The sequence below is a fragment of the Inediibacterium massiliense genome (assembly GCF_001282725.1).
Taxonomy (GTDB): domain Bacteria; phylum Bacillota; class Clostridia; order Peptostreptococcales; family Thermotaleaceae; genus Anaerophilus; species Anaerophilus massiliensis.
Window position 1 is genome coordinate 352592 of sequence record NZ_LN876586.1, and the last position, 14421, is coordinate 367012.

At 35.3% G+C, this 14421-nt stretch carries 24 protein-coding genes; all 24 read left to right on the forward strand.

Annotation, left to right across the window (positions count from 1 at the left end; genetic code table 11):
• The first annotated feature begins 5 nt into the window (after positions 1-5).
• The 24 genes from fusA to secY all read left to right on the forward strand — a co-directional run bounded on the left by fusA (position 6) and on the right by secY (position 14362).
• Positions 6-2075: an elongation factor G gene (gene fusA / locus BN2409_RS05460; protein ID WP_053955642.1), complete on the forward strand. Its 2070-nt coding sequence runs from the start codon at positions 6-8 to the stop codon at positions 2073-2075.
• An 87-nt stretch (positions 2076-2162) separates the two neighbouring features.
• A complete protein-coding gene (gene tuf / locus BN2409_RS05465; RefSeq protein WP_053955630.1) occupies positions 2163-3356 on the forward strand; it encodes an elongation factor Tu in 1194 nt (397 codons plus the stop codon).
• Positions 3357-3694: 338 nt separating this feature from the next.
• Positions 3695-4015 carry a 30S ribosomal protein S10 gene (gene rpsJ / locus BN2409_RS05470; RefSeq protein ID WP_053955643.1) on the forward strand — a complete coding sequence of 107 codons (321 nt, stop codon included), beginning with the start codon at positions 3695-3697 and terminating at the stop codon, positions 4013-4015.
• A gap of 102 nt (positions 4016-4117) precedes the next feature.
• Positions 4118-4747 carry a 50S ribosomal protein L3 gene (gene rplC, locus BN2409_RS05475; protein ID WP_053955644.1) on the forward strand — a complete coding sequence of 210 codons (630 nt, stop codon included), beginning with the start codon at positions 4118-4120 and terminating at the stop codon, positions 4745-4747.
• A gap of 29 nt (positions 4748-4776) precedes the next feature.
• On the forward strand, positions 4777-5400 hold the full coding sequence (gene rplD, locus BN2409_RS05480) for a 50S ribosomal protein L4 (protein WP_053955645.1): 624 nt from the start codon (positions 4777-4779) through the stop codon (positions 5398-5400).
• On the forward strand, positions 5400-5693 hold the full coding sequence (gene rplW, locus BN2409_RS05485; RefSeq protein ID WP_334291710.1) for a 50S ribosomal protein L23: 294 nt from the start codon (positions 5400-5402) through the stop codon (positions 5691-5693). The genes rplD and rplW overlap by 1 nt, the downstream gene beginning before the upstream one ends.
• Positions 5694-5723: 30 nt before the next feature.
• Complete coding sequence (gene rplB, locus BN2409_RS05490) at positions 5724-6557, forward strand: 50S ribosomal protein L2 (RefSeq protein ID WP_053955646.1); 834 nt, start codon at positions 5724-5726, stop codon at positions 6555-6557.
• Between the two features lie 88 nt (positions 6558-6645).
• On the forward strand, positions 6646-6930 hold the full coding sequence (gene rpsS / locus BN2409_RS05495) for a 30S ribosomal protein S19 (protein ID WP_053955647.1): 285 nt from the start codon (positions 6646-6648) through the stop codon (positions 6928-6930).
• A gap of 29 nt (positions 6931-6959) precedes the next feature.
• Positions 6960-7292 (forward strand): 50S ribosomal protein L22, encoded by a 333-nt coding sequence (gene rplV, locus BN2409_RS05500; RefSeq protein ID WP_110942968.1) that lies wholly within the window; start codon positions 6960-6962, stop codon positions 7290-7292.
• A gap of 17 nt (positions 7293-7309) precedes the next feature.
• A complete protein-coding gene (gene rpsC, locus BN2409_RS05505) occupies positions 7310-8077 on the forward strand; it encodes a 30S ribosomal protein S3 (protein ID WP_053955649.1) in 768 nt (255 codons plus the stop codon).
• Between the two features lie 30 nt (positions 8078-8107).
• The gene (gene rplP / locus BN2409_RS05510; protein ID WP_053955650.1) at positions 8108-8548 is read left to right on the forward strand and encodes a 50S ribosomal protein L16; all 441 of its coding nucleotides are present in this window, start codon (positions 8108-8110) and stop codon (positions 8546-8548) included.
• Positions 8538-8738 (forward strand): 50S ribosomal protein L29, encoded by a 201-nt coding sequence (gene rpmC / locus BN2409_RS05515; RefSeq protein ID WP_053955651.1) that lies wholly within the window; start codon positions 8538-8540, stop codon positions 8736-8738. The genes rplP and rpmC overlap by 11 nt, the downstream gene beginning before the upstream one ends.
• A 28-nt stretch (positions 8739-8766) precedes the next feature.
• On the forward strand, positions 8767-9021 hold the full coding sequence (rpsQ, locus tag BN2409_RS05520; protein WP_053955652.1) for a 30S ribosomal protein S17: 255 nt from the start codon (positions 8767-8769) through the stop codon (positions 9019-9021).
• 26 nt (positions 9022-9047) lie between these two features.
• Complete coding sequence (gene rplN, locus BN2409_RS05525; protein WP_053955653.1) at positions 9048-9416, forward strand: 50S ribosomal protein L14; 369 nt, start codon at positions 9048-9050, stop codon at positions 9414-9416.
• A gap of 18 nt (positions 9417-9434) precedes the next feature.
• Entirely contained in the window at positions 9435-9746 is a 312-nt protein-coding gene (gene rplX / locus BN2409_RS05530; protein WP_053955654.1) for a 50S ribosomal protein L24, read from the forward strand.
• A 28-nt stretch (positions 9747-9774) separates the two neighbouring features.
• Positions 9775-10317 carry a 50S ribosomal protein L5 gene (rplE, locus tag BN2409_RS05535; RefSeq protein ID WP_053955655.1) on the forward strand — a complete coding sequence of 181 codons (543 nt, stop codon included), beginning with the start codon at positions 9775-9777 and terminating at the stop codon, positions 10315-10317.
• Positions 10318-10329: 12 nt separating this feature from the next.
• Positions 10330-10515, forward strand: coding sequence for a type Z 30S ribosomal protein S14 (locus BN2409_RS05540; protein ID WP_053955656.1), 186 nt, complete (start codon positions 10330-10332; stop codon positions 10513-10515).
• Positions 10516-10548: 33 nt separating this feature from the next.
• On the forward strand, positions 10549-10947 hold the full coding sequence (rpsH, locus tag BN2409_RS05545) for a 30S ribosomal protein S8 (RefSeq protein ID WP_053955657.1): 399 nt from the start codon (positions 10549-10551) through the stop codon (positions 10945-10947).
• Between the two features lie 31 nt (positions 10948-10978).
• Complete coding sequence (rplF, locus tag BN2409_RS05550) at positions 10979-11518, forward strand: 50S ribosomal protein L6 (protein ID WP_053955658.1); 540 nt, start codon at positions 10979-10981, stop codon at positions 11516-11518.
• Between the two features lie 20 nt (positions 11519-11538).
• The gene (gene rplR / locus BN2409_RS05555) at positions 11539-11907 is read left to right on the forward strand and encodes a 50S ribosomal protein L18 (RefSeq protein ID WP_053955659.1); all 369 of its coding nucleotides are present in this window, start codon (positions 11539-11541) and stop codon (positions 11905-11907) included.
• 17 nt (positions 11908-11924) lie between these two features.
• The gene (gene rpsE / locus BN2409_RS05560; protein ID WP_053955660.1) at positions 11925-12431 is read left to right on the forward strand and encodes a 30S ribosomal protein S5; all 507 of its coding nucleotides are present in this window, start codon (positions 11925-11927) and stop codon (positions 12429-12431) included.
• A 14-nt stretch (positions 12432-12445) separates the two neighbouring features.
• Positions 12446-12625, forward strand: a complete 180-nt coding sequence (gene rpmD / locus BN2409_RS05565) for a 50S ribosomal protein L30 (protein ID WP_053955661.1) — start codon at positions 12446-12448, stop codon at positions 12623-12625.
• Between the two features lie 17 nt (positions 12626-12642).
• The gene (gene rplO, locus BN2409_RS05570; protein ID WP_053955662.1) at positions 12643-13083 is read left to right on the forward strand and encodes a 50S ribosomal protein L15; all 441 of its coding nucleotides are present in this window, start codon (positions 12643-12645) and stop codon (positions 13081-13083) included.
• A gap of 1 nt (position 13084) precedes the next feature.
• On the forward strand, positions 13085-14362 hold the full coding sequence (gene secY / locus BN2409_RS05575) for a preprotein translocase subunit SecY (protein WP_053955663.1): 1278 nt from the start codon (positions 13085-13087) through the stop codon (positions 14360-14362).
• Positions 14363-14421 lie beyond the last annotated feature (59 nt).

Below are 14421 nucleotides of genomic sequence, written 5' to 3' on the forward strand. Positions count from 1 at the left end.
AAATTGTGCCTAGACAGTTTCCGTTAGAAAAAACTCGTAACATAGGGATTATGGCTCATATTGATGCGGGAAAAACAACAACTACTGAGAGAATTCTATTCTATACAGGTAAAACTCATAAAATAGGAGAAACACACGAAGGTGGAGCTCAAATGGACTGGATGGAGCAGGAACAAGAAAGAGGAATCACTATTACTTCTGCTGCCACAACTTGTCAATGGAAAGATCACAGAATCAACATTATTGACACACCGGGACACGTGGACTTCACAGTTGAAGTAGAAAGATCACTTCGTGTACTTGATGGTACTGTAGCTGTTTTCTGTGCAAAAGGTGGAGTTGAACCACAATCAGAAACAGTTTGGCGTCAAGCTGAAAAATATGGAGTTCCTAGAATGGCATTTGTAAACAAAATGGACATTATGGGAGCAGACTTTTATCATGTTGTAGACATGATGAAGGATCGATTAAAAGCAAATGCAGTTCCAATTCAATTACCTATAGGTGCAGAGGATACCTTTGTAGGAATTATAGATTTAATTGAAATGAACGCAAGAATTTATAAAGATGATTTAGGAAAAGAAATAGAGGTTACTGAAATTCCTGAAGATATGAAGGATCAAGCTGAAGAATACAGAATGGAATTATTAGAAGCTGTAGCTGAAGCTGATGAAGAATTAATGATGAAATATCTTGAAGGAGAAGAATTAACTATAGAAGAAATCAAAAAAGCAATTAGAAAATTGACGATTGATGGAAAAATGGTTCCTGTATGTTGTGGAACAGCATACAGAAATAAAGGTGTGCAACCAATGCTTGATGCTGTAGTTGCATTTATGCCATCTCCGCTTGATATTCCAGCAATCAAAGGACTTCTTCCTGATAGTCAAGAAGAAGATGAAAGACACGCAGATGATAAGGCACCATTCTCTGCATTAGCTTTCAAAATTATGGCAGATCCATATGTAGGAAAATTAGCTTTCTTTAGAGTGTATTCAGGAGTTTTACAATCAGGATCTTATGTATACAACTCTACAAAAGGTAAAAAAGAAAGAATTGGACGTATTCTTCAAATGCATGCAAATACAAGAGCAGAAATCACAGAAGTATATGCTGGAGATATTGCAGCAGCAGTTGGTTTAAAAGATACAACAACTGGAGACACTTTATGTGACCAAGCACATCCAATTATATTAGAATCTATGGAATTCCCAGAGCCAGTTATTGAAATTGCTATTGAACCTAAAACAAAAGCAGGACAAGAAAAAATGGGTGCTGCTTTAGCAAAACTTGCTGAAGAAGATCCGACTTTTAGAACTTTTACAAATACAGAAACAGGTCAAACAATTATTGCTGGAATGGGAGAACTTCATCTTGATATTATCGTAGATAGAATGCTAAGAGAATTCAAGGTAGAAGCAAATGTGGGTAAACCACAAGTTGCTTACAAAGAAACTATTACTACGCCTACAGATGTAGATACAAAATATGCTCGTCAATCTGGTGGACGTGGACAATATGGTCACGTTAAACTTAGAGTTTCACCAAGAGAACCAGGTGAAGGATACGAATTTGTTAACTCTGTTGTTGGAGGAGCCATTCCAAGAGAATATATTCAACACGTTGATGCAGGTATTCAAGAAGCAATGAAAAATGGTGTGCTTGCAGGATATCCAGTAGTAGACGTAAAAGTTGAATTATATGATGGTTCTTACCATGAAGTTGACTCATCTGAAATGGCATTTAAAATTGCTGGATCTATGGCTTTCAAAGAAGCTATGAGAAAAGCAAAAGCAGTAATTTTAGAACCATATTTCAAGGTTGAAGTTACTGTCCCAGAAGAATATATGGGAGATGTTATTGGAGATATCAACTCAAGACGTGGTAGAATTGAAGGTATGGAAGCTAGATCAGGAGCTCAAATTGTAAGAGGATATGTGCCACTATCTGAAATGTTTGGATATGCAACAGATCTTCGTTCAAAAACACAAGGTCGTGGAGTATATGTAATGCAATTTGATCATTTTGAACAAGTTCCAACAAGCATAGCTGAAAAAATTATCAATGGAAAATAGTTTGTTGTCAGACTTTTGTCTGACAACATAACAAATTTTAATTATAGATGCAAAGAGATGCATCATACTTAAAAGGAGGAGAAAAAAATGGCAAAAGCTAAATTTGAAAGAAGCAAACCTCACGTAAATATAGGAACAATTGGTCACGTTGACCACGGTAAAACAACTTTAACAGCAGCAATCACAACAACATTAAATACAAGATATGGAACAGGTGGAGCAGTAGCATTTGACCAAATCGATAAAGCACCAGAAGAAAAAGAAAGAGGAATCACAATTTCAACATCACACGTTGAGTATGAAACACCAAACAGACACTACGCACACGTAGACTGCCCAGGACATGCTGACTATGTAAAAAACATGATCACAGGAGCAGCACAAATGGATGGAGCAATCCTAGTATGTGCAGCAACTGATGGACCAATGCCACAAACAAGAGAACATATCCTATTATCAAGACAAGTAGGTGTACCATACATCGTAGTATTCCTAAACAAATGTGATATGGTAGACGACGAAGAATTATTAGATTTAGTAGAAATGGAAGTAAGAGAATTATTAGACGAATATGAATTCCCAGGAGATGATACACCAATCATCAGAGGATCAGCATTAGAAGCATTAAATGATCCAAACGGAGCATGGGGAGACAAAATTGTAGAATTATTCGAAGCAATTGACGAATATATTCCACAACCAGAAAGAGATACAGACAAACCATTTATCATGCCAGTAGAAGACGTATTCTCAATTACAGGAAGAGGAACAGTAGCAACAGGAAGAGTAGAAAGAGGAATCCTAAAAGTACAAGATGAAGTAGAATTAGTAGGACTTACAGAAGCACCAAGAAAAGTAGTAGTAACAGGAGTAGAAATGTTCAGAAAATTATTAGATCAAGCGCAAGCTGGAGATAATATCGGAGCACTACTTAGAGGGGTACAAAGAGACGAAATCGAAAGAGGACAAGTTCTTGCAAAACCAGGAACAATCAACCCACATACAAAATTCAAAGCAGAAGTATACGTATTAAAGAAAGAAGAAGGTGGAAGACATACACCATTCTTTAACGGATACAGACCACAATTTTACTTCAGAACAACAGATATTACAGGATCAATTGCATTACCAGAAGGAGTAGAAATGTGTATGCCAGGAGATAACATCACAATGGAAATCGAATTAATCAACCCAATTGCAATCGAAGAAGGATTAAGATTCGCTATTCGTGAAGGTGGAAGAACAGTAGGAGCAGGTGTTGTTGCTCAAATTATTAAATAGTTTAAAATAGCCGAGGGATTCCCTCGGCTAAAATATAAAATATTTTGTGGCATAAACTTATAATTAAACCACAAAAAAAAATAAAAGTCAAGACTTGTATAAAAAGCACAATTCTAATATACTATAGTAGTGTGTTTTTCGGGACTGCGATGATGTGAAAGGTTGCCAAATGAATAGATTGGGGAAATTTTCGCTGAGAATGTCCGTTCAAGAATCGGGCGACGGAATATCAGAGGGCTCTCTTTGTCAAAAATAAATAGCAACACCCGGGAGAGTGTACTGAGGTTCTAGTCGTACGTAATGAATAGAATGCGTGCGATGAAAAGGAGGGAAATACAATGGCAAATAGCAATGGAAAACAAAAAATCAGAATTAGACTAAAAGCTTTTGATCATAAAATTTTAGATCAATCATCTGAAAAGATAGTTGAAACTGCAAAAAGAACAGGTGCGGATGTATCAGGTCCTGTTCCACTACCAACAGAAAAACAAATTATTACTATTTTAAGAGCTGTTCATAAATACAAAGATTCTAGAGAACAGTTTGAACAAAGAACGCACAAAAGATTAATTGATATTTTAAATCCAACACCAAAGACTGTAGATGCTCTAATGAGATTAGATTTACCTGCAGGTGTGGATATTGAAATTAAACTTTAATAAATACAACTGCTAAGACGTAGGTTTATATAGATGTTCATATACCTCTCTTAGTACGATTACTTTATGTAATCCGCTGTAAGAAAATTAGGAGGTGTAAAAATGAAAGGAATTTTAGGAAAAAAAGTAGGGATGACACAAATCTTTACTGAAGAAGGAAGTGTAATTCCTGTAACAGTTGTAGCAGCTGGGCCAGTTTATGTAACACAAGTAAAAACTGGAGAAACAGATGGATACAACGCAATTCAAATAGGATATGAAGACAAAAAAGAAAATAAAGCCAACAAACCTGAAAAAGGACATTTTGCAAAAGCAAATGTAGCACCTAAAAAATATGTTCAAGAATTCAGAGTAGAAAATGGTGCTGATTATACAATTGGTCAAGAAATTAAAGCAGATATCTTTGCAGAGGGTTCAAAAATAGATATCACAGGAATTTCAAAAGGTAAAGGAACACAAGGGCCAATTAAAAGACATAATCAAGCAAGAGGACCTATGGCTCATGGTTCAAAATATCATAGAGGACCGGGTTCGCTAGGAGCAAGTTCATACCCAAGTAGAGTATTTAAAGGTATGAAAGGTGCTGGTAGAATGGGAAATGAACAAATAACCATTCAAAATCTTGAAGTAGTAAGAGTAGATGTAGAAAGAAATATTTTATTAATAAAAGGTGCAATTCCAGGACCTAAAGGTGGAGTTGTTACAATAAAAGAAAGCGTTAAAGCTGAGTAATAATCTAGCTACAGAAGGGAGGATGTAAAATGCCAAAGGTTGATTTATATAATGTTTCAGGTCAACAAGTAGGTGAAATTGAATTAAATGAAGCTATCTTCGGAGCTGAAATTAATGGAAGTGTTATGCATGAAGTAGTAAAAAACTACTTAGCAAACCAAAGACAAGGTACACAAAGTGCTAAAACAAGAGCAGAAGTTAGAGGTGGCGGTAGAAAGCCATGGAGACAAAAAGGAACAGGTAGAGCTCGTCAAGGAAGTATTAGATCACCTCAATGGATTGGTGGAGGAGTAGTTTTTGCACCAAAACCAAGAGACTATAGATATACATTGCCTAAAAAGGTAAAAAGACTTGCTATGAAATCTGCTTTAAGTTCTAAAGTAAAAGAAAACCAAATGGTTGTTTTAGATGAATTGAAAATGGATTCATATAAAACAAAAGATATGGTAAATATTCTAAACAGCTTAAAAGTAGAGAAAAAAGCACTAATCGTTTTAGATATTAAAAATGATTGTGTAGTAAAATCTGCAAGCAACATCCCAGGAGTAACAACTACTCTTGTAAATACATTAAATGTATATGATATTTTAAATCATGACAAGTTTATCGTAACGAAAGACGCGGTACACAAGATAGAGGAGGTGTACGCATAATGATGACATCATACGATATCATTAAAAAACCTCTTATCAGCGAAAGAAGTATGGACGATATGGCTGATAAAAAGTATACTTTCATCGTAGATATGAGAGCGAATAAAACAGAAATTAAAAAAGCAGTAGAAGAAATCTTCGGTGTAACAGTAGAAAAAGTAAATACTGTACGTATGACAGGTAAAGTAAAGAGAATGGGAAAAAATGTTGGGAAAAGACCTGACAGAAAAAAAGCAATTATTAAATTAACTCCTGATAGCAAAGAAATCGAGTTCTTTGAAGGAATGCAATAAGCATAAAGGAGAGAAAAGGAGGGAAAGATCATGGGAATCAAAAAGTTTAATCCAACTTCTCCAGCGATTAGACAGATGACCGTTTCTACATTTGAAGAAATTACTAAAAAAGAACCAGAAAAGTCATTATTAGTACCACTTAAGAAAAGTGCTGGTAGAAATGCACAAGGAAAAATCACCATTCGTCATAGAGGTGGTGGACAAAAAAGAAAATACAGAATTATTGATTTTAAAAGAAATAAAGACAATGTTCCAGCAAAGGTAACTTCTATAGAATATGATCCAAATAGAACTGCAAACATTGCACTATTGACATATGCAGATGGAGAAAAAACATATATTTTAGCTCCTAACAAATTAAAAGTCGGAGATATAATTGTATCTGGAGATCAAGCAGATATCAAAATTGGAAACGCACTTCCATTAAGAAGTATTCCAGTAGGTACAGTAATTCATAATATTGAATTGAAACCTGGAAAAGGCGGACAATTAGTAAGATCAGCAGGAAATTCAGCACAATTAATGGCAAAAGAAGGGAAATATGCGCAAGTTAGATTACCTTCCGGAGAAGTTAGAATGATTAGTATTAACTGTAGAGCAACAATTGGTCAAGTAGGAAACTTAGATCATGAAAATATTACAATCGGTAAAGCAGGACGTAAGAGACATATGGGTATTAGACCTACTGTAAGAGGTTCTGTAATGAACCCTAACGATCACCCACATGGTGGTGGAGAAGGTAGAGCTCCTGTAGGTAGACCTTCACCAATGACTCCTTGGGGTAAACCGACTATTGGATATAAAACAAGAAAGAAAAACAAAGCATCTGATAAGTTTATCGTTAAGAGAAGAAATCAGAAGTAATAGAGGAAAAGAGGTCATGGAAGTAGCGAGGACCTTGGCCTCGTAGTCCTCGGGTCACAGATAGTAACCGAAGGGAGGAAATAGTAGAATGAGTAGATCGTTAAAAAAAGGACCTTTTATTGAGCCAAAACTTTTAAGCAAAATAGAAGAAATGAACGATAAAAACGAAAAAAAAGTCATTAAAACATGGTCAAGAGCATCCACAATATTCCCACAAATGATAGGACATACAATTGCTGTTTATGATGGAAAAAAACATGTACCTGTTTATGTTACAGAGGATATGGTTGGTCATAAATTAGGTGAATTTGCACCTACAAGAACTTATAGAGGCCATGCTGACAATGATAAATCATCAAAAGTGAAGAAGTAATCACATAGATACGAAAGGAGGTTATCAACTTGGAATCTAGAGCGATTGCAAAATACGTACGTATATCTCCAAGAAAAATGAAGCCAATAGTTGATATGGTTAGAGGAATGAATACAGACGAAGCATTAGCAATTTTAGAATTCACACCAAGAACTGGTGCAGACATACTTTTAAAGGTAATTAAATCTGCAAGAGCAAATGCTGAAAATAACCACGAAATGGATACAGATAAATTATATATTGCAGAAGTTTATGCAAATCAAGCACCTACAATGAAGAGATGGAGAGCGGCTTCAATGGGGCGTGGAGTTAAAATTTTAAAGAGAACAAGTCATGTAGGAGTTGTTCTAAAAGAAAGATAATAGAAGGAGGGATAGTAGTGGGTCAAAAAGTAAGTCCACACGGCTTAAGAGTCGGCGTCATTAAAGATTGGGACTCTAAATGGTATGCAAACAAAGCAAATTTTGCTGATCTTTTAATCGAAGATAACAAAATCCGTAAGTATGTAAAAAAGAAACTTTATACTTCTGGAATTTCAAGAATCGTTATTGAAAGAGCTGCAAATAATAAAGTGAAAGTAAATCTGTTTACAGCAAAACCAGGTATGGTAATTGGAAAAGCTGGAGCAGGTGTTGAAGAATTAAAGGTTACATTAGAAAAATTAACAGGAAAAAGTGTTATCGTAAATGTAAATGAAATCAAGAGAGCAGAAATGGAAGCACAATTAGTAGCTGAAAATGTTGCTTTTTCATTAGAAAGAAGAGTATCTTTCAGAAGAGCTATGAAGCAAGCTATTCAAAGAACAATGAAATCTGGTGCTGAAGGAATCAAAGTAATGGTTTCTGGAAGACTAGGTGGAGCTGAAATGGCGAGAAATGAAAAATATAGCGAAGGAAATGTACCTCTTCACACTTTAAGAGCGGATATTGATTATGGATTTGCAGAGGCAGATACAACTTATGGAAAGATTGGCGTAAAAGTTTGGATCAATAAGGGAGAAATTCTTCCACAAACAAGTGAAGCAGTAAAAGAAATGAGAAGAGCAAATAGAGCAAAACAAGATTTTACTAAAAAGCCAAGAAGAGACAATAGAGACAATAGAGAGAATAGATATAATAGAGACAACAGAAGACACGAAGAAAAATAATTTCTGTTGGAGGGAAGGAGGAAATAGACGATGTTAATGCCTAAAAGAGTAAAACGTCGTAGAGTGCATAGAGGCAGAATGAAAGGCGTAGCACAAAGAGGCAATACAATCACTTACGGAGAATATGGATTGATGGCTCTAGAGCCTGCATGGATTACTTCTAATCAAATAGAAGCTGCCAGAATTGCAATGACTAGATCCATAAAAAGAGGGGGAAAAGTTTGGATTAAAATATTCCCTCATAAACCAGTAACTCAAAAACCAGCTGAAACACGTATGGGTGCTGGTAAGGGTTCTCCAGAATATTGGGTAGCTGTAGTAAAACCAGGTAGAGTAATGTTTGAATTAGCAGGTGTACCTGAAGAAAAAGCTAGAGAAGCTATGAGACTTGCAATGCATAAATTACCTATCAAATGTAAATTCGTAACACGTCAAGATACAGAAAAGGGTGGTGAAGCGAATGAAAGCTAATAAGCTTCATGAAATGACCGTACAAGAGTTAAATAATAAGTTAATGGAATTAAAAAATGAACTTTTCAATTTAAGATTCCAATTGGCTACAGGACAACTTGAAAATCCTATGAAAGTAAAAAGTGTACGTAAAGATATAGCACGCACAAAAACCATCCTTAGAGAAAAAGAAATCAAGAAAAACGCATAATTAAGGATATGGAAGGAGGGCTTTACTCGTGGAAAGAACAAGAAGAAAGACCAGAGTAGGACGTGTAGTGAGCGATAAAATGGAAAAAACTATCGTTGTTGCAGTAGAAGATTTCGTACGTCACCCACTATATGGAAAAGCAGTAAAAAGAACTAAAAAATTCAAAGCGCACGATGAAAATAATGAATGCAGAATCGGAGATCGCGTAAGAATCATGGAAACTAGACCATTAAGCAAAGATAAAAGATGGAGACTAGTAAACGTGGTAGAAAAAGCGAAGTAATTGTATAACTGGAAGGAGGTATAACTATGATTCAACAGGAATCACGCCTAAAAGTTGCAGATAACTCAGGAGCAAGAGAATTATTATGTATACGTGTACTTGGCGGTTCAAAACGCAAATACGCGAGTATTGGCGATGTGATTGTTTGCGCAGTTAAAGATGCAACACCAGGCGGTGTTGTTAAAAAAGGACAAGTTGTAAAAGCTGTAGTAGTAAGAAGTAAACACGAAGTAAGACGTGTAGATGGAAGTTATATCAGATTTGATGAAAATGCTGCAGTAGTCATCAAAGAGGATAAAACACCTGTAGGAACTCGTATTTTCGGGCCGGTTGCAAGAGAGTTAAGAGAAAGAGACTTTATGAAAATAGTTTCACTTGCGCCAGAAGTACTATAGCTTGGGGAGGTGTAATGGATGCATATTAAAAAAGGTGATACAGTAGTAGTAATTTCAGGAAAAGATAAAGGCAAAAAAGGAAAAGTATTGCAAGCTATGCCTAAAAAAAATAGAGTCATTATAGAAGGCGTAAACATGCTTACAAAACATCAAAAGCCAAATGCCAAGGTTCAACAAGGTGGAATTGTTCATCAAGAAGGACCTATTCATGCTTCTAATGTAATGCTTTGGGATGCTAAAGCAAAAGCTCCTACAAGAGTAGGGTACAAAATATTAGAAAATGGAAAAAAAGTAAGAGTATCTAAAAAGACCGGACAAGAAATCGAATAATAGTTATGTTTGAAGGGAGGGTTAATCGGTGACAGCTAGATTAAAAGAAGTGTATAGCAAAGAAATCACAAAAGCGTTAATGGAGAAATTTGGCTATAAAAATGTGATGGAATTACCAAAACTAGACAAGATCGTTGTGAATATGGGTCTAGGAGAAGCAAAAGATAATGCAAAACTTTTAGAAGCAGCTACAGAAGAGTTAGCTTCCATTACAGGACAAAAGCCTGTTATTACAAGAGCAAAAAAATCTGTTGCGAACTTTAAACTTCGTGAAGGTATGCCTATTGGTAGCAAGGTAACCTTAAGAGGGGAAAGAATGTATGAATTTGCAGACAGATTATTTAATGTTGCCCTACCAAGAGTTAGAGATTTTAAAGGAGTAAATCCTAATTCATTTGATGGTAGAGGAAACTATTCACTAGGAATTAAAGAACAATTAATATTCCCTGAAATAGAGTATGATAAAGTAGATAAGATAAAAGGAATGGACATAATCTTTGTTACGACTGCTAAAACTGATGAAGAAGCGCGTGAATTGTTAAGATTATTAGGAATGCCATTCGCTAGATAAGGAGGGAAAATAGTGGCTAAGAAATCTCTTGTAATTAAACAAAGCAGAAAACAAAAATTCTCAACTAGAGAATACAATAGATGTAGAATTTGTGGAAGACCACATGCTTACTTAAGAAAATTTGGTATCTGCCGTATTTGCTTTAGAGAATTAGCATATAAAGGAGAAATACCAGGAGTTAGGAAAGCAAGCTGGTAAGATCAGGAATATAGGGAAGGAGGTATTTATACCATGACGATGACAGATCCAATTGCAGATATGCTTACACGTATAAGAAATGCTAATGTAGTAAAACACGAGACTGTGGATGTTCCTGCTTCAAACATGAAAAAATCAATTGCTGAAATTCTTCTTAATGAAGGTTTTGTAAAAGGATATGATGTAATAGAAGATGGAAAGCAAGGAATTATTAGAATTCAAATGAAGTACGGACAAAACAAAGAAAGAGTTATTAGTGGTCTTAAGAAAATATCCAAACCAGGATTAAGAGTTTACGTAAAAAGAGATGAAATCCCAAAAGTTCTAGGCGGATTAGGAATAGCAATCCTTTCAACTTCTAATGGTATCGTTACAGATAAGGAAGCTAGAAAGCTAGGAGCTGGAGGAGAAGTTATCTGCTACGTTTGGTAATAGATGATTTTAAGGTATAGGAGGTGCAGATATGTCAAGAATAGGTAGAATGCCGATCACGATTCCAGCAGGCGTAGAAGTAAAAGTTGATGATAAGAATGTTGTAATCGTGAAAGGGCCAAAAGGACAATTACAAGAAACTATTCATAGAGATATGAAGATCGTTATAGAAGAAAATGAATTAACAGTACAAAGACCTACAGACAATAAAAACCATAGATCATTACATGGATTAAGTCGTACACTTATCAACAATATGATTGTGGGTGTAACAAACGGATATGAGAAAAAATTAATCATAAATGGTGTAGGTTATCGTGCAGCAAAACAAGGAAACAAATTAAATCTTTCTTTAGGTTTTTCACATCCAGTTGAAATGGTAGATCCTGAAGGAATAACAACAGAAGTTCCTACTCAAACAGAAATTATCGTAAAAGGTATTGATAAGCAGATCGTAGGTAATTATGCTGCTAAAATCAGATCTTGGAGAGAACCTGAGCCATATAAAGGTAAGGGAATTAAATACGAAAACGAAGTAGTCCGTCGTAAGGAAGGTAAAGCAGGTAAATAGTAGGAAAGGAGTGAAATGAAGTGATCAAGAAGGAAAGCAAAAACTTAAAAAGACTAAAAAGACACTTAAGAATTCGTAAAAAAGTGTCTGGAACTCCTAATCGTCCAAGACTTAGTGTATATAGAAGTTTAAACAATATGTATGCTCAAGTGATTGATGATATACAAGGAAATACATTAGTTGCTGCTTCAACTTTAGATAAAGAAGTAAAAGAAAAAATAGGCCATGGTGGTAACAAGGAAGCTGCTAAGTTAGTAGGAGAAGTTGTTGCTAAAAAAGCTATTGAAAAGGGAATCAAGGAAGTTGTATTTGATAGAAGTGGATATATTTACCACGGAAGAGTAAAAGAATTAGCAGAAGGTGCTAGAGAAGCAGGACTTAAATTCTAGTAGAAGGAGGGAAATGAATGAAACGTCAACTTATTGATGCTAATAAACTGGACTTAAAAGAAACAGTTATTAATATTAGCCGTGTAACAAAAGTTGTAAAAGGTGGTAGAACTTTTAGATTCAGTGCGACAGTAGTAGTTGGAGACGAAAACGGATACGTTGGAATAGGATCTGGTAAAGCACAAGAAATTCCTGATGCTATTAGAAAAGGAATTGAAGATGCAAAGAAAAATCTTATCTACGTTCCAAGAGTAGGTACAACTATTCCACATAGAATAGAAGGACGTTTTGGAGCTGGAAGAGTTTTAATTATGCCATCTAAAGAAGGTACAGGAGTTATTGCAGGTGGTCCTGTACGTGCCGTATTAGAACTTGCTGGAATCAAAGATGTAACAGCAAAATCTTTAGGAACAAATAATCCAAGAAACATGGTAAATGCAACAATTGCAGGATTAAAAGAATTAAAAACAGCGGAACAAGTTGCAAGACTTAGAGGAAAAACTGTAGAGGAATTATTAGGTTAGAGGGGGGAAAGACCTTGGCTAAATTAAAAATCACTTTAGTGAAAAGTACCATAGGGTCCAAGCCTCAACATAGAAAGACAATCGAAGCGCTAGGACTAAGAAAAATCAGACAAGTGGTAGAGCAACCAGACAATCCTCAAATTAGAGGCATGGTTGATCAAGTAAAACATCTTGTTGTAGTAGAAGAAATATAGACTAAGGAGGTGTAACCATGAAGCTACATGAGTTAAGACCAGCTGAAGGATCAGTTAAAAATAGAAAAAGACTTGGAAGAGGAACTGCTACTGGTCAAGGAAAAACTGCTGGACGCGGACAAAAAGGACAAAAATCTCGTAGCGGTGGAGGTGTAAGACCAGGATTTGAAGGTGGTCAGATGCCTCTATACAGAAGACTTCCTAAGAGAGGTTTTACAAATATATTCAAGAAACAATGGGCAATTATCAATATTGATGCATTCAATCAATTTGATGAAGGTACTATTGTAACTCCTGAACTACTTTTAGAAGCAGGAATCATCAAAAAAATTGCTGACGGCGTAAAAGTGTTAGGAGATGGAGAACTTCAAAAGAAAGTAACTGTACAGGCTCACAAATTCAGCCAGTCAGCTGTAGAGAAAATTGAAGCTGCTGGAGGAAAGGTAGAGGTGATCTAACGTGCTATCTACCCTAAAAAATGCTTGGAAAATTCCAGATTTAAGAAAAAGAATGTTATATACCCTAATGATGATGATCATCTTTCGTTTAGGGTCAGTGATTCCAGTTCCAGGAATCAATAGAGCGATATTAAAACAATTGTTCCAACAAGGAGAAAATGGTCTATTTGGACTATTCAATCTTTTTTCAGGAGGAGCATTTGGAAACTTTACTATATTTGCTTTAAGTATTACACCATATATTACATCATCCATTATCATGCAACTTTTGACCATTGCACTACCTAGTTTAGAAGCTATGGCAAAAGAGGGAGAAGAGGGTAGAAAAAAAATTGCCCAATATACTAGATATGGAACAGTTGTATTGGCTTTAATTCAAGCAATTGGTGTAAGCTTTGGTTTATTCCGACAAGCTTTAATATCACAGGCATTTTGGTCAGTGACTGTTGTTGTACTTACTTTAACAGCAGGAACTGCTTTCTTAATGTGGTTAGGTGAGCAAATTACTGAAAAAGGAATTGGAAATGGAATTTCCTTGATTATCTTTGCAGGAATCATTTCAAGAATTCCTGTAGAAATTACTCAGACTTTTCAAAAGATCAATGTAGGAGAAATTTCCTTCATTACTTTACTATTATTTGCAGTAATTGCAATCGTAGTAATAACAGGAGTTGTTGCTATTCAGCAAGGAACAAGAAAAATTCCTGTACAATATGCAAAAAGAGTAGTTGGAAGAAAAATGTATGGTGGACACAGTACACATATTCCACTAAAAGTGAATCAAGCAGGAGTAATCCCTGTAATTTTCGCTGTTTCACTTTTACAATTTCCATTAACATTAACTTATTTCTTCCAAGGTGGTGCTTTTTCTAGCTTTGTGCAAAAATATTTATCACCAGCAGGAAGTCCTGGAATTTGGATTTATTCTCTTTTAGATATTGTACTAATTATATTCTTCACATACTTCTATACAGCAGTTACTTTTAATCCGATAGAAGTTGCTGATAATATGAAAAAATATGGTGGTTTCATTCCAGGAATTCGTCCAGGAAAGCCAACATCAGACTATTTAACAAGAGTGTTAAATAGAATTAGTTTAGCAGGAGCAATATTCCTTGCAATTATTGCAGTAATGCCTACATTAGTTATGCAATTTACAAATCTTCCAATTAGATTTGGAGGAACTTCTTTGCTAATTGTAGTAGGGGTTGCATTAGAAACTATGAAACAAGTAGAAGCACAAATGATGATGAGACACTATCAAGGTTTCTTAAAATAGATAGAAGTATTCATGGGGGATACCCCATGGGCTGCTTCACTATAATTTAGGAGATGATT

Bases quoted from the DNA above. Each gene is read 5' to 3' on its own strand.
- rplC (WP_053955644.1), top strand. From the start codon at position 4,118: ATGAAAGGAATTTTAGGAAAAAAAGTAGGGATGACACAAATCTTTACT.
- rpsJ (WP_053955643.1), top strand. From the start codon at position 3,695: ATGGCAAATAGCAATGGAAAACAAAAAATCAGAATTAGACTAAAAGCT.
- rplD (WP_053955645.1), top strand. From the start codon at position 4,777: ATGCCAAAGGTTGATTTATATAATGTTTCAGGTCAACAAGTAGGTGAA.
- rpmC (WP_053955651.1), top strand. From the start codon at position 8,538: ATGAAAGCTAATAAGCTTCATGAAATGACCGTACAAGAGTTAAATAAT.
- rplB (WP_053955646.1), top strand. From the start codon at position 5,724: ATGGGAATCAAAAAGTTTAATCCAACTTCTCCAGCGATTAGACAGATG.
- rpsH (WP_053955657.1), top strand. From the start codon at position 10,549: ATGACGATGACAGATCCAATTGCAGATATGCTTACACGTATAAGAAAT.
- rplF (WP_053955658.1), top strand. From the start codon at position 10,979: ATGTCAAGAATAGGTAGAATGCCGATCACGATTCCAGCAGGCGTAGAA.
- rplN (WP_053955653.1), top strand. From the start codon at position 9,048: ATGATTCAACAGGAATCACGCCTAAAAGTTGCAGATAACTCAGGAGCA.
- rpsS (WP_053955647.1), top strand. From the start codon at position 6,646: ATGAGTAGATCGTTAAAAAAAGGACCTTTTATTGAGCCAAAACTTTTA.
- rpsE (WP_053955660.1), top strand. From the start codon at position 11,925: ATGAAACGTCAACTTATTGATGCTAATAAACTGGACTTAAAAGAAACA.
- rplO (WP_053955662.1), top strand. From the start codon at position 12,643: ATGAAGCTACATGAGTTAAGACCAGCTGAAGGATCAGTTAAAAATAGA.
- rplX (WP_053955654.1), top strand. From the start codon at position 9,435: ATGCATATTAAAAAAGGTGATACAGTAGTAGTAATTTCAGGAAAAGAT.
- tuf (WP_053955630.1), top strand. From the start codon at position 2,163: ATGGCAAAAGCTAAATTTGAAAGAAGCAAACCTCACGTAAATATAGGA.
- rplP (WP_053955650.1), top strand. From the start codon at position 8,108: ATGTTAATGCCTAAAAGAGTAAAACGTCGTAGAGTGCATAGAGGCAGA.
- rplW (WP_334291710.1), top strand. From the start codon at position 5,400: ATGATGACATCATACGATATCATTAAAAAACCTCTTATCAGCGAAAGA.